This window comes from Saccharothrix sp. DSM 118769 (assembly GCF_052936295.1).
Map to the genome: position 1 here is coordinate 6,078,061 of NZ_CP193627.1, position 20,028 is coordinate 6,098,088.

Annotated in this window: 15 protein-coding genes; 9 read left to right on the top strand and 6 right to left on the bottom strand. The window is 66.1% G+C overall.

What is annotated here, in order from left to right; genetic code table 11:
- Nucleotides 1-582: 582 nt before the first annotated feature.
- Both ACRAKJ_RS25605 and ACRAKJ_RS25610 read left to right on the top strand, forming a co-directional pair.
- Complete coding sequence (locus ACRAKJ_RS25605; protein ID WP_438922008.1) at nucleotides 583-1,815, top strand: helix-turn-helix domain-containing protein; 1,233 nt, start codon at nucleotides 583-585, stop codon at nucleotides 1,813-1,815.
- On the top strand, nucleotides 1,805-2,710 hold the full coding sequence (locus ACRAKJ_RS25610) for a phosphotransferase (protein ID WP_438922007.1): 906 nt from the start codon (nucleotides 1,805-1,807) through the stop codon (nucleotides 2,708-2,710). The genes ACRAKJ_RS25605 and ACRAKJ_RS25610 overlap by 11 nt, the downstream gene beginning before the upstream one ends.
- 255 nt (nucleotides 2,711-2,965) lie before the next feature.
- Here the strand turns inward: ACRAKJ_RS25610 and ACRAKJ_RS25615 are convergent, their stop codons facing one another.
- The 5 genes from ACRAKJ_RS25615 to ACRAKJ_RS25635 form a co-directional block, all read right to left on the bottom strand.
- Nucleotides 2,966-3,751, bottom strand: a complete 786-nt coding sequence (locus ACRAKJ_RS25615; protein ID WP_438922006.1) for a DinB family protein — start codon at nucleotides 3,749-3,751, stop codon at nucleotides 2,966-2,968.
- A gap of 381 nt (nucleotides 3,752-4,132) precedes the next feature.
- Entirely contained in the window at nucleotides 4,133-6,583 is a 2,451-nt protein-coding gene (locus tag ACRAKJ_RS25620) for a tetratricopeptide repeat protein (RefSeq protein ID WP_438922005.1), read from the bottom strand.
- 718 nt (nucleotides 6,584-7,301) lie between these two features.
- Nucleotides 7,302-9,254 (bottom strand): DUF3732 domain-containing protein, encoded by a 1,953-nt coding sequence (locus ACRAKJ_RS25625; RefSeq protein WP_438922004.1) that lies wholly within the window; start codon nucleotides 9,252-9,254, stop codon nucleotides 7,302-7,304.
- Complete coding sequence (locus ACRAKJ_RS25630; RefSeq protein ID WP_438922003.1) at nucleotides 9,251-9,736, bottom strand: three component ABC system middle component; 486 nt, start codon at nucleotides 9,734-9,736, stop codon at nucleotides 9,251-9,253. Before ACRAKJ_RS25630 ends, ACRAKJ_RS25625 begins: the two co-directional genes overlap by 4 nt.
- The gene (locus tag ACRAKJ_RS25635) at nucleotides 9,733-10,941 is read right to left on the bottom strand and encodes an ABC-three component system protein (protein WP_438922002.1); all 1,209 of its coding nucleotides are present in this window, start codon (nucleotides 10,939-10,941) and stop codon (nucleotides 9,733-9,735) included. Before ACRAKJ_RS25635 ends, ACRAKJ_RS25630 begins: the two co-directional genes overlap by 4 nt.
- Nucleotides 10,942-11,459: 518 nt before the next feature.
- On the opposite strand from ACRAKJ_RS25635, the gene ACRAKJ_RS25640 reads away from it, so the two are divergent.
- The 7 genes from ACRAKJ_RS25640 (at nucleotide 11,460) to ACRAKJ_RS25670 (ending at nucleotide 18,151) form a co-directional block, all read left to right on the top strand.
- The gene (locus ACRAKJ_RS25640; protein WP_438922001.1) at nucleotides 11,460-11,765 is read left to right on the top strand and encodes a hypothetical protein; all 306 of its coding nucleotides are present in this window, start codon (nucleotides 11,460-11,462) and stop codon (nucleotides 11,763-11,765) included.
- A 114-nt stretch (nucleotides 11,766-11,879) separates the two neighbouring features.
- Nucleotides 11,880-12,284, top strand: a complete 405-nt coding sequence (locus ACRAKJ_RS25645; RefSeq protein ID WP_438922000.1) for a 2'-5' RNA ligase family protein — start codon at nucleotides 11,880-11,882, stop codon at nucleotides 12,282-12,284.
- 12 nt (nucleotides 12,285-12,296) lie between these two features.
- Entirely contained in the window at nucleotides 12,297-12,524 is a 228-nt protein-coding gene (locus ACRAKJ_RS25650; protein ID WP_438921999.1) for a hypothetical protein, read from the top strand.
- A gap of 183 nt (nucleotides 12,525-12,707) precedes the next feature.
- Nucleotides 12,708-13,955, top strand: a complete 1,248-nt coding sequence (locus ACRAKJ_RS25655; RefSeq protein WP_438921998.1) for a helix-turn-helix domain-containing protein — start codon at nucleotides 12,708-12,710, stop codon at nucleotides 13,953-13,955.
- Nucleotides 13,952-14,929 (top strand): phosphotransferase, encoded by a 978-nt coding sequence (locus tag ACRAKJ_RS25660; protein WP_438921997.1) that lies wholly within the window; start codon nucleotides 13,952-13,954, stop codon nucleotides 14,927-14,929. The genes ACRAKJ_RS25655 and ACRAKJ_RS25660 overlap by 4 nt, the downstream gene beginning before the upstream one ends.
- Nucleotides 14,930-15,239: 310 nt before the next feature.
- Nucleotides 15,240-16,277, top strand: a complete 1,038-nt coding sequence (locus ACRAKJ_RS25665) for a competence protein CoiA family protein (RefSeq protein WP_447009109.1) — start codon at nucleotides 15,240-15,242, stop codon at nucleotides 16,275-16,277.
- 719 nt (nucleotides 16,278-16,996) lie between these two features.
- Entirely contained in the window at nucleotides 16,997-18,151 is a 1,155-nt protein-coding gene (locus tag ACRAKJ_RS25670; protein WP_438921995.1) for a hypothetical protein, read from the top strand.
- A 232-nt stretch (nucleotides 18,152-18,383) separates the two neighbouring features.
- Here ACRAKJ_RS25670 and ACRAKJ_RS25675 read toward each other — a convergent pair whose 3' ends face one another.
- Nucleotides 18,384-19,583, bottom strand: a complete 1,200-nt coding sequence (locus ACRAKJ_RS25675) for a Fic family protein (protein ID WP_447008695.1) — start codon at nucleotides 19,581-19,583, stop codon at nucleotides 18,384-18,386.
- Nucleotides 19,584-20,028 lie beyond the last annotated feature (445 nt).

Genomic DNA, 20,028 nt, shown 5'->3' on the forward strand with positions numbered 1-20,028 from the left:
TCCTCATTCCTGGCTTGCCTTCCCGGCCCGCGCGGCGGCGAGCCGTACCGCGATGGGGCGAACATCCGCAGGCTGAATCCCGGTTACGCTGCGACTCGCTGGGCCTGATCAGGGCCAGCATCGGTAGCCACACGGGTTTGGACGGCCCGCTGGAGATCTCCGAGCCGGTTGGCCGACTCAACGTCACCGGACCTCATGCCGCGCGCCTCGGCACACGTCCGCTGTCGGAGCCGGTCGCACTCGACCGTGTTCTCGGCGGAGCAGACGACGAGACGATGGCTGTCGGGCAGGTGACGGTCGGCATATGCGAAATGCTCCAGGGACGAGTCAGCTGAAACCAGGGCATCCGCCACCGACCGGGCCGCCCTGTAGGCGACATCGCAGTGATAGCGGATGCTGGCTACAAGCCAACCGCCCGATACCCACTAGATCCAGGCAAAAAAGAGGAAATCTTGCGGCAATCTTGCGGTACCGCTTGTCCACCGAACGGGTGACACGCCATACCTCGATACTGAACGACCTGCTGTTCTCTTGCTGCCTCGACTATCGTTTCGGACCCAAGGTGCGGAGGAGACAACAGGGATGCCGAAGCGCGAGAAGCTCCAGGAGCGGCGGACGAGGCGCGGGTTCACCCAGGAGAGCCTGGCCGCGTTGTTGCACGTCAGTCCTCGGACGGTGCGCGGCTGGGAAGCAGGCACCAGCGTCCCATACCCCGAATACCGCCAGCCTCTCGCCGACGCACTTCACGTCACGCTCGACCGACTCGATCAACTGCTCGACGAACCGCAGGTTGCCGACGGACCCGACCTGTCGTTCGCACGAACGCCTGCCACGCACGCCGCCCTGGACGTCGGCACTGTCGACGCGCTCGAAGGTTTGAATCTGCGTGTACCGCCTCGACGGCGCATCGGCCGGATCGAGGTCGAACAAGTGAGGCTGATGACCGGGGCGCTGGCCGCCAGCGAGAATCTCTACGGCGGCGCCATGGCCGGCGAGGCGGGCATCGCCCACTTGCGGTGGGCATGCCGGATGCTGGAAGCGCAGATCGATCCCGCGATCAAACCGGCCTTGTTCGAAGCCGTGGGCAACTTGGCGGGCGTCGTCGCCTTCTCCGCCTTCGACGTCGACGCTCACGCGGTCGCGGCACGATGCTTCCGGATCGCCTTGACGTGTGCGGACCAGGGCGGTTCGTGGGAGCTGCGGGCGGCCACCCTCACCGACATGGCGCGCCAGGCCGTCTATCTCGGCGACCTCGACGAGGCCCTGTCGTTGATCGAGTTCGCACAAGTCCGTGCCGATCGGTTGACCGCCACGGCCAGGGCCGCGACCTCGGTCGTCCGCGCCCGAATACTGGCTCTGCTCGGTCGCCTCGAGGAGGCCATGGCGGAGGTGGATCTCGGCGACGCGCACTTCGCACGGCGTCACGCCGCCACCGATCCACCGTGGCTGGTCTACTACGACGAGGCCGAACACGCGGGCAGCAGCGCACGAGCGCTGATTCCCGTCGCCGTTGCCCAGGGACAACCCGGCGAAGCAGCTGAGCGCTTGACCATGGCGATCAGCCTGCACAGCGATGCCTACCCGCGTTCACGGGCGTTTTCGACGGCACGGCTCGCCACCTTGCACATGACTGCGGGCGACCCGCGGGAAGCCCTCGTGCTCGGACGACACGCCGCCGCGGATGCCGCGCTGTTGCACTCAAGACGGATGAACGCGGAGTTGCTCATGCTGATGCGCGCCAGCGAACAACATCTGTCGATCCCCGATGTGGCAGACCTGGCCCAGTCACTGGGATCGGCCATCGGTGACGACTGACGAGTCCAGCACGCAGACCGCCGCCCCCGCATACGACGTGCTCATTACTGCGGGTGTCCGCGCGGGCGTGCCGACCGCCGGAGCCGAACTGATCCGCGACGGAGGCAACGTCCTGTACCGCCTGCCGGGCCAGGTCGTCGCCCGCATCGGCCCGGCAGGCTCGTATAACACCGCGACCCACGCGGTCCGCGTCGCCCGTTGGCTGGCCACCACCGACGTGCCGGCGGTTCGCGTCCTGGACGACGTCGAACAGCCCACGATGGTCGGACAACGGCCCGTAACGTGGTGGGCACAGCTTCCCGAACACCGCTACGCCACCCCCACCGAACTGGGAACGACGCTGAGACGTATCCACACACTCGCCGCGCCCGATTCGCCCCGGTTGCCCCTGCTCGATCCCTTCAGCGGATTGGACGAAGTGATCGCGAACGCGACTACGGTCGCCGACCACGACCGACGCTGGCTTGTAGACCTCCTAGCCGACCTCCGCCACCGGTACGCAGGGCTGCAATCCTCACTACCCCAGTGCGTCATCCACGGCGACGCATGGCAAGGCAACCTCGCCGTTCCCGAGAACGGCCCTCCCACACTGGTGGACCTCGACCGCGTCGGGCTGGGCCCACGCGAGTGGGACCTGATTCCCCTGGCCGTCGACCACACCGACTTCGCCCGCATCACACCTGCGGACTACGACGCGTTCGTCGACGCCTACGGCGGGCACGACGTAACCACTCACCCCGGATACCGCACCTTGGCCACCACCACGGAACTCCGCTGGACCGCATTCACCCTCCGCAAAGCCGAGACTGATCACAAGGCGACGAACGAAGCCACCCATCGCCTGGCCTGCCTACGAGGTGATATCCAACAGCCCTGGAAGTGGACAGCGTTCTGACTGACCAATAAGGAACGACCGGAACTTGATCGTGAGGTTGCCGAAGCCGAAGCACAACCACCGATGGTGGCGAACAGGAGGTGCGATTCAGCAGTTCAGCAGATCATCGACCGCCTCACGCCAACGAACTGACCCGAACACGACCCACAGACCGAGCCGCCCAAAGCACACCTCGGCGACATCCGCACATGCCGATGAGCGTGCGGTCATTCGCGGCTACACCGCGTCGCCACTTGGTCGGGGTCCACGCGGGAACTACTGCCGTTCAGGCACACCTGCCTCGAGCACCGCTAGGTCGCGCACGGCGTATCGGTGGTGCTCGGCTTCTTCCTTCAGCACCACCTTGAGGCAGCGGCGCACGACGTACTCCTGGTCGGGATACATGTCAGCTGGTTTGCGACCGCATACCCGGTCGAGCTCGGCCGCGGTCAGCCCGTCGACGACACGCCGCATCGCGGCCATGCGAGCGAGCCGCGGCGCGAGCACCTCCTCGAGCGTCGGGGTGGCTTCGAGGGTGAGGCCGAGGTTCGCCGACTCGTCCGGCGGCGTCCCCCCGGCGGGGAAACCCAACGGGTGGTAAGGCGCTTTCTCCTCAAGCACCGCGTTGCCGAGCCAGGCGTCGCAGGCGAACAGCAGATGCCGTTGTGTCTCGACGAATGACCACTCGCCGTCGACCTGCTCGTGCAGTTTGGCCGCGGGCAACAGCCGCGCCCGGTCGAGTGCCGCGCCCCACAGGGTCTCGATGGCGTCCCAAGCAGCCCGGTAGTCCTCGGGAGAAGCCGCATTCCGCGCCAGCACCCGCGCGGGGTGCCGGCGGTCGAGCTCGGCCTCGACATGTGCGGTCACGTCGACGTCGTTGACGACGAGGCGCTCGAAGTAGCCACCGAGGTAGATGTCGCTGCCGTAGCAGTCGACGATCTTCAGATCGTTCACCTCGCAATCGCGGATCTCGAGGCCGGCGAGGTTGCACAGGTGGATGCGAGCACCGCGGAATTGGTCGCTCTGGGCGTATTCGGAAACCATCGAAGCAGTCTCGCTCACTCATCACGCCTGCGCCAGGGGCTTCCCGGACTTCCACATTCAGCAGTGGTCTGAAGCGGGCCCCACGGAAGGTGAAGTACGGTGTCGAGGTCGTGGCCACGGTGGCGTCGTAAGGTGCTGTGGCGCTCGCGCCCCGCACACCGGCTCGGCTTCATACGCCCGACGCCTGCAGACGCCGTCATCGTGAGCGAGCAAGCCTTCGTACAGATGACCGAAGTATCCCGGGTCGAGTTCCACCGCGCAATTAGGACCGACCGGCCCACACCTGCAACGACGTTCCTTCGTCAGCGGGAACGCACTCTTCTGCCGCGGAGCGAGCGGTCGAACCATCGGATGCTCCTGCAGTGAGCGGACATTTTGTCGTGGCCGCATGACTTCCACCTACTCGAGCCCAGCCGCGCCGCGTAGGTAGTGCTGTATTGCGGCGGCACCAGCGTTATCCCCTATCTCAAGGAACACTGTCCGGGCTTGGTGCCAGTACGCCTCCGCCTCGGCCGGTTGGCCCAGGCCCAGCGTCGCGCGGCCCAGGTTCTGCAGCACGAAAGCCAGACCGCGGCTGTCACCGCACTCCAGGAAGATCGGCCCGGCTCGGTGGAGGGCGTCCGCGGCGGCTTGGAAGCGCTCCGCTTGGAGGTGGGCGACGGCCGCGTTGTTCGACGCTGTTCCCTCGAGATAGCGCTCGCCCGTGGTGCGGAACAGGTCTTCCGCGTGTCCGTGAGCGGCGACAGCGTCGTCGTAGTTCCCGGCTTCCCGGTAAGCCGAACCCAAGTTGTTCCAGGTCAAACCCGCGACGTGCGGATCCCCCAGCTCTTCGGACAAGGCCAGGTTCCGCGTGTACGCCGTGATCGCGTCGTCTGTGCATCCCACGGAGGCCAGCGCCGCGGCCAGGTTGTCGCGTGCCGTGAGTTCGCTGTACACGTCGCCCAAGTCTTGCGCCGTGTCCAGTCCGCGCTGGAGCGCGACAACCGCCTCCTCGGATCGCCCGGCGTCGCGCAGGGCGGCGCCTGCGCCGGTGCGTGCGATCATCTCGCCGCGCCTGTCTCCGACGGCACGGTGCAGGTCTCCCGCCTGTTCGAGAACGGCGATGGCCTCGTCGAGCCGCTGGGACTCGTGCAGCGCCAGGCCCAGGTTGTTGAGCGCGATCGCCTCGCTGTGTCGGTCCCCGATCGCCAGGTAGAGCTCACGGGCGCGTGCGTGGGCGGCGACGGCTTCGCGGATGCGGCGCAGATTGAGCAGGGCGTTGCCCAGGTTGGTCCACGTCGCCGCTTCCCCGCTCCGGTCGCCCAGTGCGCGATACGACTCTGCGGCCTGCACCTGAAGTGCTATGGCTTCGTCGAACCGCCTGTTCCTGCTTAGGGCGTTGGCCAGGATCACCGTGCAGTTCGCCCAAGTGCCCCTGTCGAGATGAGTGGAGCTGGCCTGGGCGTGCGCCGCTACGGTGAGATGGTCGGAGAGGTACCAGCGCCAGGTCAGGTACACGGCCAGGGCGGTGCCCAATCGGGCGGCCCGCTGGTGTTCTCCCGTGATGGCGGCTTCGACCACTGCGGCGACCAAGCAGGCTCGTTCGGCGTCGAACCACTCAAGGGCTTCATCCAAGTCGGCGAACCGACCTGCGACGTACTCATCCGGTAGCGTGCGGAGCCGGTCGTCGGCGGCGTCGGCGGTCTGGGTGAAGTGCTCGGCCAGCCGCTCGCGGGCGGCCAGTACGCCATCGGTGTCGAGACCGGGGGCTTCCCGGCTGCTGGTGTGCGCGCGGATGAGGTCGTGCACTCCCCACCGGTCGGGACCGTTGGGGCGCAACAAGTAAGCGTGCCGCAGACCGCGGAGCGCGACCCGAACCTGGTCCACCGGATGATCGGCAAGGGCGGCGGCGGAGGCGGTGGAGATGTCCGGACCGGGTGCCGCGCACACCATTCGCAGCAGGCGTGCCCGGTCGGGGTGGCGTTCGACCAGCCGGAGCCAGGACCAGTCGAACACCGCCGCCAAGGCCTGTTCGCCCCGGGCGTAGCCCTCTACTCCGGGAGCCTGCCGCAACTGCCGGGCGAGTTCACCAGGTGTCAAACCGGATTCGTCGAGCAGCAGTGCCGCGGCGATCCGCAATGCCAGCGGGAGGCCGCCGCACGCGGACGCCAACTCCTTGGGATCGCTTCCCACGCCCAAGACCTCATCCAGCAGGGCACACGCCTGCTCCGACCCGAGGACGTCGAGATCCACCCGCGTGGCACCGGGCAAGTCCAAGGTGTCACGCGTGGTCACCAGCCAGCCGTGCGGGACTCGGCGGGGCAGCAGGTCCCGAACCTGTTCACCGGTCGCCACGTTGTCGAAGACCAGCAGCACACCGGAGTCCTGGTCGGCGAACTGGTCGAGGACCTGTCCGTATACCGCCGCCTGTTCACCCAGGTCGGCCGGGATCTGCTCGCCGGGCAGACCGAACACGCGCAGGAAGGGAGCGAACCCCGCCGAAGCTGGCACCTGCCACTCAGCACTGTAGCCATGCATGTCGACCCGGAAGACCCCGCCCGGGAACCGATCCCGCCGCACCACATCTACAGCAACGTGCTCGGCAACAGCGGTCTTACCGACACCACCCATACCCGCCAGGACAACGCCCACCCCGCGCTCAAAAGCTGCCACGACCTGCTTGACGACCCGCGTGCGACCGATGAACACCTCCCCCTGGGTGTCCGAATCACGTACCCGGTGCACCACCGCCACACCGGCCCGCTCGGGCTGTGGGAGGACAACCTGATCGATATGACCCGCTTGCACCAGGTTGCCGATCTGCCCGGAGGCGCGATTCGTCACTCGGGACTCAGGCTCTCGCTCACGCATCCACCAACTGTGGACCACCCCGCGTGGTGCCGCGCCCCGGGGGATCTCACCAGCCCGCAGATACACCTACTTGGCACGCCAAGAAAGCCCTGGGCGATGTAGCCCAGGAAGGCCAGCCGATGCAGGCCCGCTTGGGCATCGAGGTAGACAACCTGCCCGCCGCCTGGGCACAGGGCACGGGCGCGGTCCTGGCGGAGCAACCTCCGCAAGACGACGTCCGGGTAATGCTCGATCCGGTGGGCCACCCGTTCCGGCCTACCGGCCAGGCGTCGGCTGGTGGTTCTGGACGTCATGGCCTCATACAACTAGCCCGCAGTACGTCAGCTGGCGTCGAGGAGCAACTTGCCCGCGTTCTCGCCGCAGAAGAGCGTGTCCAGGGTCGCAGGGAATCGTCGATGGCGCTCGTAACCACGTGTCCCTTCAAACGGTGTGGCCCTCGGAGATCCACTGCGCCATCTCGGCGGTCGCCTCCGGTAGCGCTTGACCATGCGGCCTCCGGCCCCGATGACCGCATCGGCCGGCTGACCACGCGCAACTCCTTCATCGAACTGACCGGGAGGAGCGCGGCGGCGGCAGCCGAGACACACAGCGACCTGCGGTTCGGTCCTGTGTTCGTCGAGCTGGCGGCACCGGTGCGCCCGTCAACCCCTGGTGATCCGCCGAGTCTCTACCGGCAGGACGTCGACCGGTGATCTCATCGCGACCGGCTGGCCTGGCGTCAGCCTGCGGTGATCCACTCTGCCGGGACCAGGGCGCCTTGGCCGTCACGCCACCGCCGGATCACCGCAGATACGAAGACCGGTTGCTCCAGGTCTGCGTGTTCCATGGCGATGACCTGGAGCTTGCCGTCCGCTGAGGTGATGGTGTTGGCGATGGCCTGGTACGCGCGCAGGAGAGCGGCCCGGTCGGACTCCTCGGCTGGCTGTAGGTCTGTTTCTTTGTAGTCGGCGGGGAAGTAGACCTGGGAAGGCTGGTCGAGAACGAGCAGCTGCGGCACTGGCCGATTATGGTCGATGAACCACTCGTGCAGGCTCAGGAACGCGGCCAGGTGGTAGCCCAGCCAGTTCTGCCCGCCGCCGATCTCCTTGAGGGGGACTGGTCCTTCGTTGGTGTCGGCCACGACGGTGAGGCGGCGCAGGTCAAACCGGATCGGGGCGTCGGAGTGCTCGAGGACGAGTGCGCGGGCCTTGGCGGTGATCTTTTGGTTGATCAGTGACAGGCTGCTGTTGACCCGGTCGGCCTGCACGTCGTGGCCGAGGGCGTCTTCCAGTTCCTCGATGGCCGCGCGCATCTCTTCGCGCTGGTCGCGGATGCGGGGGGCGACTGTGTAACGTGCGGCGTTCTCCAGGAACAGGCTGATGCGCCCGCGGACGGCGGCGGCGCGTAGCGTGGTGTCGCGGTACCGTGCGGCCTCGCGCATGCCGGCCTCGAGTGCGTCCCGTTCGTCGTGGTTGGTGCCGAGTGCGCGGCGGTGCTCGCGGAGCAATTCTTCTTGCTCGTCGATGAGGGCCTGGATCTGCGGGGTGTCGTCGCTGACGTGGACGACGTTGGCGTTGAGCTCCTCCAGGTCTGTCCGCAGTGCGGTCGCGACGGCGCTCGGGGCGGTCACTTCGCTGTTGCAGACCGGGCATGCTTCCAGAGAGGTGTCAGGGCTGACTTTGAGCAGTGACAAAGAAGTCAAGCGTTCGCGGTGGTCGAGTGCTTGCGTCAGGAACTCGCTGCGGTCGCGGAGTGCGCTTCTGAGTTCAGCGAGCCGGGCGCGCGTCTGCTGGAAGGCGATGCGCAGTCGATCCCGCTCCTGCGAGAGGGTGGCCAGGGGATCGTCTTCGTCCTCGGGGATCTCGGGCAGACCGGGCAGGGGTGCCGAGGCGGCGGTGCCGAGCAGCGCGAGCGCGTCGTCCAGCGTGAGCTCGTCGGTGTTCAGAGGGTCGAGCAGCGAGGTCTCGACAGCTTCCCTTACCAGGGCACGGGCCTGTCCGGACGCGGGCGCTGCGGATTCCTGCTGGTTGAGATCTCGCTCATGGTTCCGCAGTTCGGACTTCATCCGCTGCAGCTGTGCACGTTGCACGGCCTGTTCGGGGTCCACAGCCCCGATGAAGTAGGGGAAGATGTCGCGGATCGTCCTGGGGCCGTGATCCTCCCCCTGCGAGTGGAACAGGTGGTCGGGATTCGCCACCACGTTTTGGGCTTGAATGCAGAAGTACAGGGCATGGCGGATGGACGGGGCCATGGTGTTGCCCCGGGTGGTTGGCAGGCGGATTGAGAGGTCGATGCCCGTGAACTCGGCGAGCAGGCCGCGCGCGGCCTCGATGGTGAAAGTGAACTGCATCTGCTCTGCAGCCAGCGGGAGATCCCCTGGCTGCTGGAAGACCAGGCAGAGCCGGGGGGATGGGGTGGTTCCGCGCGCTGCCGGGCGGGCCACGAACAGCTGGCGGTCGCCGCGGACGATCTGCACCGCGAAAACGTCGACGTACTCGCGCAGCTTGCCCGCGCTGATGGGGTAGTTGTCGCCGCTGCTGGCCATGCAGTAGTTGGTGACATCCCAGATGGAGGTCTTGCCCGTGAGGGAGTCGCCGGTGACGATGTTGAGTTCGCCGAGGTTGAACTCCAGGCTGCGCACCTGACCGGGCTGCTTGCCGTACAGGGTCAGGGACTTGAGCTGCCAGGTCACGGTCGTACTCCAAGCAGGGTGAGGACGGTGGCGGTGGGTCCGCCGGTGGGCAGCCACCGGCCGAGCATGTGGGCGGCCTTCTGGACCGCGGCGGCTTCGGCTGACCGGTTCCGGATCCCCTTCGGGATGGCCTTGTCGCGCAGGGTGAGTGCGGCCCCATGCAGAACGAGGACCCGGGTCTGCAGTGCGAACAGCAGTCCGGGTCGCACCACGGTGAGAAGTCCGGGGGCGTTGGCGGACATGTGAACTTTGATGGTCCCGTTGTTTTCCGCCCACTGGGCCATGTTGGCGTTGGCGTTCGGCAGCAGGTCCCGGACCGCAGGTTGCAACGCCATGACAGCGGAGGCGACCACGAGGGGCAGCGGACCGGGGCGTTCGTGCGCGTCCAGGTGGCCTTGGACGACGCGGGCGCAGACCAGGGCGGTGAAGGCCGGGTTGTACAGCGCCCGCTCTTCCCTGCTCCACTCGACAGGGCTGCTCATTTGCTCGACACCGACCCGAGCAGCGCCATGAGGCGCTCCTGGAACTCGGGGTGCCAGCCGACCCGCCGCTCGTCAGCGAGGATCTGGTACGAGCCCTTGGTGACGAACGGCTCGTCGCATCCCGGCCGGATGGGGAACCGGGCATGGTGATCGACCCACCGGTAGATGGCGCGGGCCTCGCGGACCTTGGCCTCCTCCGCGGCCTCTTGCCCCAACTCCTCGTGCATCTCCTCGAAGCGGCTTGACCACTCCTCGACGAGGCGCTTCTCGTACTTGCCCAGCTCACCCGGCCGGAGCAGGTTGTCGTTGACCCACCTCGACCGCTGGGTGAACGCCCGCAGGTAGTCGCTGACCGCCTGCTGGATCCTGCTGTCGCCGACATTCACGAGGCGCAGTTGCCGGACGTAGACCTGTTCTCCGCCGTCGGGGTCCGCGCCGCCTGTCTCAGGCAGGTCGTCGTCGATGGGCAGGCTGTCAGGGCCGAAGCCTTTGCGGCGGTCGCTGAACACCACGTCGAACTCCAAGCCGGTCACCGGCCCCGACGCAGGGTCGCGCAACTGGGCGACGACCCTGCGGAAGAACCACCCGTCCAGGCGCTCCAGAAAGACCTTCGCGTGTTCGTGGCCCACGGCGAGGCCCAGCAGGCGCTGGAGGCGCTGGGTCGTCTCGTCGATGTCAGGCGCCGCGTCGAGCACGCGAATCCGCTCGAGCAGGGATCGACGCTGGTCTGCCGTCAGCCTGTCCCACGCCTCGTACGCGGACTTGTTGGTCTCGTTCCTGGAGGTGCGACGGGCTTCATCTAGCAGCCCGAGCGCCTTCGCTTCGTCCCGGGGGCTGCCAGGGCCCGGAGGCCGGAGGTGGTAAGCGGCGCCCTCCGCGGCGGCCTCGGCGGTCGTGAGCAGGAAAAAGGTGGGGCGATCCAGGCTGGCTGCAGACTCGACCCAACCGGTGGCCCAGATCCGCAGGCTCTTCCACAGGTCAGTGGCCTTGTCAGTCATCTTGGTCCCCGGGGCGCGGTGCTTGAGCTGGTAGAGGCCCGGTCCCGCGTCCTCGTGGACCTCGATGTCGTCGCCCGCTTCGATGGCCACGGACCAGTCGGGACCGGCTCCTGTCTGTTCGACGCAGAAGTAGAGCGCCTTGCGGAGCTGATAGAGGTAGCCGACCGCCGAAGCCGACGCCTCGAACAAGTCGATCTGCTCACCCATCCCGAACCTCCCCGCCGCGTCGCCCGCCGATCACATGATCCGGCCGTCCCGCCGTTAACCGTGGCGAGGCACTCGCGTGTTACACGGCGTTATAGCAGCGATGCACGTGAGGATGGTGCGGACAGGCGTCCAGGACGTCCCCGCCCAGGTTCGTGGCCTGCAGGCTCGCGGTTGACGAGGCAATCGGAGATCGTTGCCGCTGGCTGCTTGATCGCCGCGACGGCGCGTTCGGCGTCGACGTCGCGGCGCTGGTTCTCGGCCCTGACGCCTGGCCACCACCTATCCCGCAGGGGCCGCGCCTGACGACCCCGGCGACCAAGCCGCCTGCCCCCGCCCCCGCGCCCGCGCCCACCAGCACGCCCGTCACCACAGCCCTGGCGACCACGCCCCACATTGCCCTTCAGCACATGAACATCGTGTGCCACCCCGAGCACACATCGATCAACCACCGAACAAGCGAACATCCGCTTCTGCCGCAGAGGGCGCACTGCACCGGGCCTGACACCGCGGAGACCGTCATGAACGCAGACGGTGAATTGTCCGGGCCGCTGACCTGCTCGCTGGAGCGCGCCGGGTCGCTGTGGTCGGACACCGACCTGATGCTGGGCCGCGCCGACGGTGCTCTGGCCTACGCCGACCGGGCCGTGGCGGAGTTCGAAGCCGCCCCGGACGAACGCCGCAACCGGGGCTCGGAGCGCATGACCCGCATTCAGCAGGCCAAGGCGCACCTCGTGCTGCACGACCTGGCCGGCGCCGAGGACGCCCTGCGCCCGGTGCTCGACACGCCCCCGCCAACCGCGTCCGCCCCCTGGTCCATCGCTTGACCGAGGTCGGCACACTGGCAAAACGGATCGGCGGTACGACCGATGCCACAGCGAGGCGGATCCAAGGGGCCGTCACCGACTTCCGCAGGGATACCGTGGCGAAGGAGTGACCGCGTGAGCACGGCCGAGCCGATGCGCGAGCACTGGTGGTGGCGACCGGGCTGGAAGACCGGCCGATCCTTCTACACCTGGCACGTCACCTTCGCCGACCAGCCCGGCGCGCAACGCCTCGTCGCCGATTACGCCCCCGTCCTGGCGACGCTGCCTCAACTCGACCCGGTCCCGGCGCGGTGGTTGCACCTGACGCTCCAGGGCATCGGCTTCACCGACGAGGTGGCCTACGACGACGTGGACCGCATCGTGCAGGCCGCCCGCCGCCGCTGCTCCGAACTGGAGCCGTTCACCGTCACCATCGGTCCCGCCCACGTCGACCCCGAGACCATCCAGATGCCCGCCCGACCGCTGGAGCCGCTGGCGCAACTACGGCTGGCCATCCGCGCCGCCATCGGCGACATCTGAGGGCCCGACAACGTGCCGGAGCCCGAGGCCGGATTCCGGGCGCACGTGAGCCTCGGCTACTCCAACGCATCGGGCCCGGCTGAACCCGTCGCGCAAGCCCTGAACTCCCACGGCGGGCACACCGGCGAGGTCACCGTGTCCTCGGTGTCGCTGATCAACCTCAACCGGGACCGCAAGGCATACGAGTGGACCGACGTCGCCTCGGTATGCCTCGGCGAGGGCGCACCGTCCCGGACATGATCCGGTTCTTCCGGATGCTGGCGGCGTGCCTCGGAGGCGGAAATCCGGCGGCAGAGTTGCGGCAATCTTGCGGCAACGCTCATCCGTCAAACGGGTGATACACCATGCGGCGGTCCAATTGACCTGCTGTTTCCTTGCCGTCTCGACTACCGTTCCGGACCCGGGCACGAAGGGACGGCGGGGATGGCGAAACGCGAGAAGCTCCAGGAGCGACGCACCACGCGCAGTTTCACCCAGGAGAGCCTGGCCACGCTGCTGCACGTCAGCCCGCGGACCGTGCGCGGCTGGGAAGCAGGCACCAGCGCTCCCTACCCCGAACACCGCCAGCCTCTCGCCGATGCCCTTCACATCGGCCTTGACGATCTTGATCGACTGCTTGCGGGGCTGCCGATCATGGACGCGAACAGCACCATCTTCGACGCGACGCTTCCGACGGATTCCACAGAGTTGTCCCGCTGGCTGGCGGATCGCACCATTTCTGCCACTGAGATGGATTTCTGTCGCCTGCAACTGGTCAATATTGCGTCAGACTTCGTCTGCCATCCGCCTTCGTTGTGGTTCACGTCTCTTCAGACGTTGTGGAGGCGTCTTCACCATCGCTTGACAACAGGAGTGCGCCCTCGGCAGGTTCACGACGTCTATCTCTTGGCGGGCATGACTGCGACGGTTCTCGCACATGCCCATCATCTTCTGGGGAAGTCACGGGAAGCACTGGAGCACGCCGATATCGCGCTGCTCCTCGCGGACGAGATCGATCACGCTGATCTGTCGTCGTGGGTATTGGGTACCCGGGCTTTGATCTTCGATTCGAAGGGCCGTCCGATCGAGGCACTGGCCTCGCTGGATCAGGCTCGGGCCCTGTCGAGCCGTTCGGTCACATCGGGCACCGGGACGGTTCGCTTGTGGACCTACTACGCGCGCGTGCACACTGGGCGAGGCGATGCTTCAGCGGCCCTGCGAGCAGCGGAATCCGCAGCGGCAGCCGACGAGCACATCAACTCCGGGTCTCTTTCCGGTGATCTGGACGGGATAGGCGGGATCCTGACCTTCGGTACAGCCAAGCGACTGGCGTTGACCGCCGGAGCGCATCTGGCCAGTGGTCGTGCCGACGTCGCCGTCGCCCACACTCGCGCCGCCATCACCGCCTATGAGCAGGGGCCGGGTCAACAGCGTTCCTACGGTGACGAGGCGCTGGCCTATCTCGACCTGGCTCGCGGCCAACTGGTGTTGGGAGACCTCGACGGCGCCACCTCGTCAACCCGCGTGGTGCTGACGCTTCCACCTGACCGGCGCATCTCACCGCTGCATCCGTCGTTGCAGGATCTGGCCAGATCGCTCACGGCAGTGCCGCGGCGTGAGCCTGCGGCACTGGCACTGCGGCATGAGCTGGACGATTTCCGCCTGGGGAACTCGGGCACCATCGTGGTGTGACACACGACGGCACACAGACGCCCCCGAACCTGACCGGTACCTTCCGTGCGCCGCCCCCTCACGTCGAGACTGCGGTGCGGGCGGCGTGTGCGACGACAGGGCTCGACCCGTCAGGTGCCTCCGTACTGCACGATCACGCCAACACCGTGCTGCTTCTGCCCGCCGAGAACCTCGTGGCGCGCTTGAGCGCAGGCGACCACCGCGAGGACGCCTCTCATGTGTTGGCCGTTGTCCGATGGCTTCTGGATCAGAATTTTCCAGCATCGATCCCGCTTAACGAATCCCACCCTGTGCTGATCGAGTCACAGGCGAGCGTTTTCACAGTCACTTTCTGGGTCTACCACCCTCAGCCCGTGGAGTGGCCACGTCCTGATTCCGCGCACCTTGGCGAGATCGTACGCTCGCTGCACGGGGCTTCGGATCCGCCGATGCGTCTCCGTCGCTGGCTCCCACTGGATACCCTGGAAAAAATCGTGTCTGATCCGGCCATGTCACCCGCGCTGCCGAGCACAGACAGGGACTGGCTCCTGCATAGGATTGATACACTGCGAACTGAAATCGACAGTCTGGACTGGCCATTGGGACATGGATTGATACACGCCGATGCATGGGCGGGAAACCTGCTATGGGACACCAGCACCACAATGACTGGAGGTAGTTCGCCAGTGACCGACGTACGCCTGGGCGACTGGGATTCGGTCTGCCATGGCCCACGAGAAGTCGATCTGATCCCTTCCTGGCACGCCGCTTATCGCTACGGCCGAGGCGCCGAATGGCCACAAAATTTCGCACTGAAATACGGATACAACTTGTCCGAGTGGTCCGGATTCTCCACACTTCTTGAGATGCGCGACCTGGCACAGCTTGGCGGCCCGCTGCGTCATGCCCACTACGACAAACGCTACGCCAGAGCCCTCAGACAGCGACTGGACGGCTCACGAAGTCGCAAACCCGGCTCCTGGCTGGAGTTCTGACCGACGTCATACAACCTCAACTCGGCTATCGTCTCGACCACAGGCGCGAAGAGAACCACAGAGATACCGAAGCGCGAGAAGGTCCAGGAACGCATGACGAAAGGTGAGCAAGGGACTGACCCCCAGCAAAAACAGCCAATTGGAGGTACGGCAGTCTACAGGTTTGCGACACACTTCAGAAAGCGCAGTGCAGCTTGTGTAGCCATAACCACTTAACTCTCGGCTTTCACTGCCGTGACGAGGGGACGAGGAGGACCGGATGCTTGTTGCACGCGATTCCAGCGGAGCGCGCATCGAAGCTGCTCGACAAATGACCCCTGACACCTACTCCTGCCCTGTGTGCAGTTCACCGGTGATCGCGAAGCCAGGACGAGTCAAGGTCCCCCACTTCGCACATGCAACGAAGTCCCACTGTCCTTCCGTAGGCGAAAGTTCCGACCACCTTTACGCCAAATGGGTTTTGGGCGAGCAGTTCCGGGCAGTGGGCTACAAGGTGACCTTGGAGGAGCCACACTCGGAAGGACGGCGAGTTGACGTCGCCGTCACTATCGAACACCCGATTACTCCCTTGCGATACGCAGTAGAAGTTCAAAACTCTTCAATCGATCCCCGCGAGATGTCCAGGCGCTTTTTGGCTGATCTAAAAGCTGGTTTTTGGTGGACCGCCTGGATCTTCACCGGCTCTCGCGCAAAACGTCTACTAGATGCCGAACCCGGAACCGAGGTGCGTTTACCCGAAGACATTCTTGCAGGAAGCGGACCTTTGATCCTGAACGAACATAAGGCTGAGATCTACGAGCAGTTGTCCATGCGGACCGACGGGCTAGACGTGCAAACGTGGATGGGTTCCGCACTGGCTGTGTCATACGGCAGCATCGGCCGCTTAAGAGGCATAAAGTTCCTAGATGCGAACGGGTCGCTGTGGCACACAGAACTCAGCACAACACGGCGCGGCCGGGCAGCGAAACGTGGGTCACAGCTGCAAAATACGAGACAAATTGACCGAAAAGAGCGAATTTCATTCAAACTTTTCGGAGATCCCTGGGGCCTCGGTGACACGCAACGCCTCACACTTGCCTCTGAGCTTGCAGAATTTTTACCGGATGACAACGACACCACGGTCGCCTCCACGGAACTTTTACACTTTGCATCACAGAAATTACTCGTCACACCTTCTCAAGAATTCGACGATTGGGTGCGGAAGACTATTGGAAACATCAAAGGCTGGACGTACCGAGGGGACGAGACAGCGAGAAGCCTCAAGCGCTCCATTCAAATCTTCCTGTACGACATTAGGAATCCGCTAGGCGCTCGCCCTAATGGCTGGCCAGCAGCTCCGGCAGCATAGTCGGCATGCTTTCCGAGGAGTGGCACCAAGGCGTGCTGGATCGCCAGCTCGGACGACCGCGACGCGCAGGTACTGTGCCACCACAGCAACCCCGTCTACCTGGCCGGTCCACCGACTCACGAGGCCGTGATCAGCTTGGTCACCCAGGCCGCGACTCCACCAGGACCTGACAGCACGAGGACCATGAGGGCTCCCGCGCCTGGCAGCACAGACGGTCGACCCAGGCGCGGGCGGGCGATACACATCCAGTGGAGGAGCCCGAGTTGGAGGATTCGGTCGGCACGGCCGGTGGCGGCGCAGTGCGCGCCGTGGTGCGAGACCGCCGAAACTCTCTCGATCTCGATCAGTTCCGGTGCGCTAAGACGGCCTTTCGACGCCGTATCGGGGACTCCTGCGTGAAGCCGTCGATCCCGCTGGCGCAGCCACTGATTGACACACCGACAGCAGACGGTGAGTGATGGGCGTCACCCGATTGGTTGACAAATGTTGGTCATGTGTGCAACAACAGGGCCGCTCATCAGCGATGAGAGGTGCACTGTCAACTTTGACAGGTGTCCATGGCGATGCGGCAGCGTTAGGGCCGAACGGGGGAACCGGGGTTCGCGTGAGGCCGTGACATTGCATGATCCGAGTTGGCGCAGTCGAGTGTTCGGACGTGATGCGGCACCGGCGGAGGACGCCGTGACCCGCAGATCGGGACGACCGGGGAGTTGTTGCTGGTGAGCCAGGCGTGGGACAGACTTTCAGCCCGAACCGACCTGCTCCGTACGACATTCCGGGTTCTCGACAGCATCCAGGACTTGCCCACCCGGATGCTCGCCGTCGGCGCCGACCTGCCGTTCGAGGCGTTCGCCGACATACCCTCCGCTTCTGTTGAGCATCATTCGGTTCTGGTCCGTACCGGTCCGGACTCCTTCCGTTCGGCAGTCCCCCTCGATCCGCTTCCGCAACCGTGGGGCGAGGTTGCCCGCAACGTGGCGGACCGGATCGGCCATGACGTTCTCGCCACCCTGACCATTGCCTGCGAAGTCCTCGGCCGACCGGTGAGCGGGTTCGACCACCGATCGACCACGACGAGGCCTCTGCCGCCTATCGGCTTGTCCGACGTCCAGGACGTCGGAGACTGGATCGACTCCCACTTTGCGCTGTTGCCGGCCGTGGTCCGGGCCTGTGCCGTGGCACGATTCCGGCCCTTGGCGTTGGCCATCGCCGCCCGCAGTTGGGTCTGTGCACCCGACCACGCTTCTCCGGCCTGGGCGCACGAGCTGTCCGAGGCCGGAGCGCAGGCCGCCATCGACGACCGCTCGGTGCCCGCGTTTGCCGGTGTAATGAGGTTCAGTGCGCAGTGGTTCGCCGACCACGGCGACATGGCCACCGCCGAACGCCACGGCGTGCGGGAATGGACCGCGTGGGAGCGACTCGGCGACACCGACGGCATGATCGACGTGCTGTGGCATCGCGCCGGTCTCTACCACGCGGCAGGGCGGCAGGATCGCGAACTTGACTGCCACGAGCGGTTGCAGTCGCTCTACGAGGCCCGTGACGACGAGCTGGGCATCGCCCGAACTATCGCCGCCACCGGCATCACCTTCGCCGGTCTGGGCAGCGACCAGGCCGCGGTCGAGCACCTGTACCGAGCCGCGCGCCAACTGTCATCATTACCTGCGGCGACACCGGGTGAACAAGCCGTCGTGGTCGAAACCCTGGGCCGGGTGTACTGGCGACTCGGTGATCACTACGCCGCGCGGCGGCGTTTCCACGCCGCTCTGCGCTTGCACGAGTTATCCGAGGAGAAGGAGCCTGTCGAGCAGGCCGTGCAACGGGTTCGTGGCCTGCTCGACACCCCCGACGGGCGGCCACTACCGGACTTCTAGAAAAACTCCCAAATGCGCAGCAGCACTGCCACGACGGGAGCCAGCGCGATCAGCAGCTTCACAGCCGCGGACAGGCGCCTGCGCCAGGGCTTGTCCGAGCGTTGGACAGCGCGTCCGGCGACACGTCGTGGACGACCGGGCGGCGGCCACGGCCGGCGCGAGGGTAAGCGACGTCGTCGGGGTGGGGACAGGGACATGATCGGTTCGATTCGCCTTTCGTCGTAGGCCGGGACTACCGGTCTGGGGACGGGTGGAACAGGGCGGAGTCGGACGCCGGCCCGAGAGGGGTGCGGATGGTGTAGAGGTCCAGCACGGGGTCGCAGACGAAGATCCGCTTGTTGGCCTTCTTGCCGCGGACGTGCACGATGCCGGCGTCGACGAGCTGACCGGTGATCTCGCTGGCGGTGCGACTGGAGAAGCCGTAGCGCACCTGCAACGCCTGGTTGGTCGCCACCGGCGCCGTGATCAACCCCGACACCACCTCCCGCCCTCGTGGCGAGAACTGCGCCCGTCCCAGCATCTGCACCTGGAGCGTTTCCAGTTCCTCGATCAGACGCAGCTGCTCCTCGGCCTGCTCGCGCACGCACCGGGCGAAGAACCTGATCCACTCCTCGACCGAACCGCCCTCGGTGATCGACTCGATCCGACGGTGGTACTCCTCGGCGTGGGTCGCCAGCCAGGGCGACAACAGCAGGACCTGGTCGCGCAGCAGCTTCCACTTCACCATCGCCAGCGAGTCGAACAGCCTGGCCAGGTGACCGTTGCTCTCGGGAAAGGGCTGCAACAGCTCCAGATGGAGGTGTCCGAGCGCCACCCGACCCACTCGCGAGAGCGGATGCGGGCTGTTCAACCACTCCGACAGCTGCCGCAGCGCGGTGAGCAGGCCCTCGCCGGGCGGCATGGTCAAGGCGTAGATCCGTTCCGGCTGCGGGCCCGCAAGCCAACCCTGGTGTGTTCGGACGCCCCGCATGCCCGAACGCGGTCCGCTGCCGGTCAACAGAGCGCTGCCTCGGCCCAACAGGTCCATGTCCAGCCGCGCGTCGGGCTCGCGCAGCAGGGTCATGCAGTGCTCCGAAGCCAGCAGGAACCGGCCGGTGGGGTACTGGGCCAGGATGTCGCGCGCCGATTCGCCGATGCCCTCCGCACGCTGCAACAGCAGCTCGACCAGGAATGTCTCCAGCAGCGACCGGCTCACGCCGGACATGTGCGCCGAGTTCTGCACCTCCCGCAGTCGGGTGCACAGCGCGAACATCCTCCGGTCGGGAAGTCGTTGCGCGGCCTCGTCCACCCTCGCTGCCGCCTGTTCGGCCCAGTTCAGGTCGCCGTGCGCTTGCGTCGACAGGTGTACGTCCACGCCCAGCGAGTACGGCGCGTAAGCGGACATCCTGCGTAGGTGTTCGGGTAACTCGTCGATGCCGGCGGGCTCGACCATCTCGCCATAGGGCGACGATCTCGGGGACACCCACGAACTGTGCGGCATCCGAAGCTATCGGCGCAAGTCTTCGAATAAGGCACAAGACGTGGGACACGTGGGGCGAGTCGCGTCTCGACTCCACTCCGGGACCGGAAGCCGCACCGCCCCCAGGAGGAGTGTTCGCGCTGGTCAACCGGGGTCACATACAGCCACGCGGTCGCGTGATCACGGAATCCGGGGACCCGCTCTTCCCATCAGCCTTCCCGTACGACCTCCCTGTCACCACGCAGATTTCCATATGAACACGAATATAAATCACTCTTTAGGGTGGTCTATCCGCGCTATCCGCCGCCCCGCACGGTTTCCCATCGAACCCAAGCCTTGCTGTCTCCCGTCTAATCCTTGCTCCTCGACGAAAGCCCTCGTCCGCAAAATTGCCGCTTCATTGCCGCTGGATCGCCTG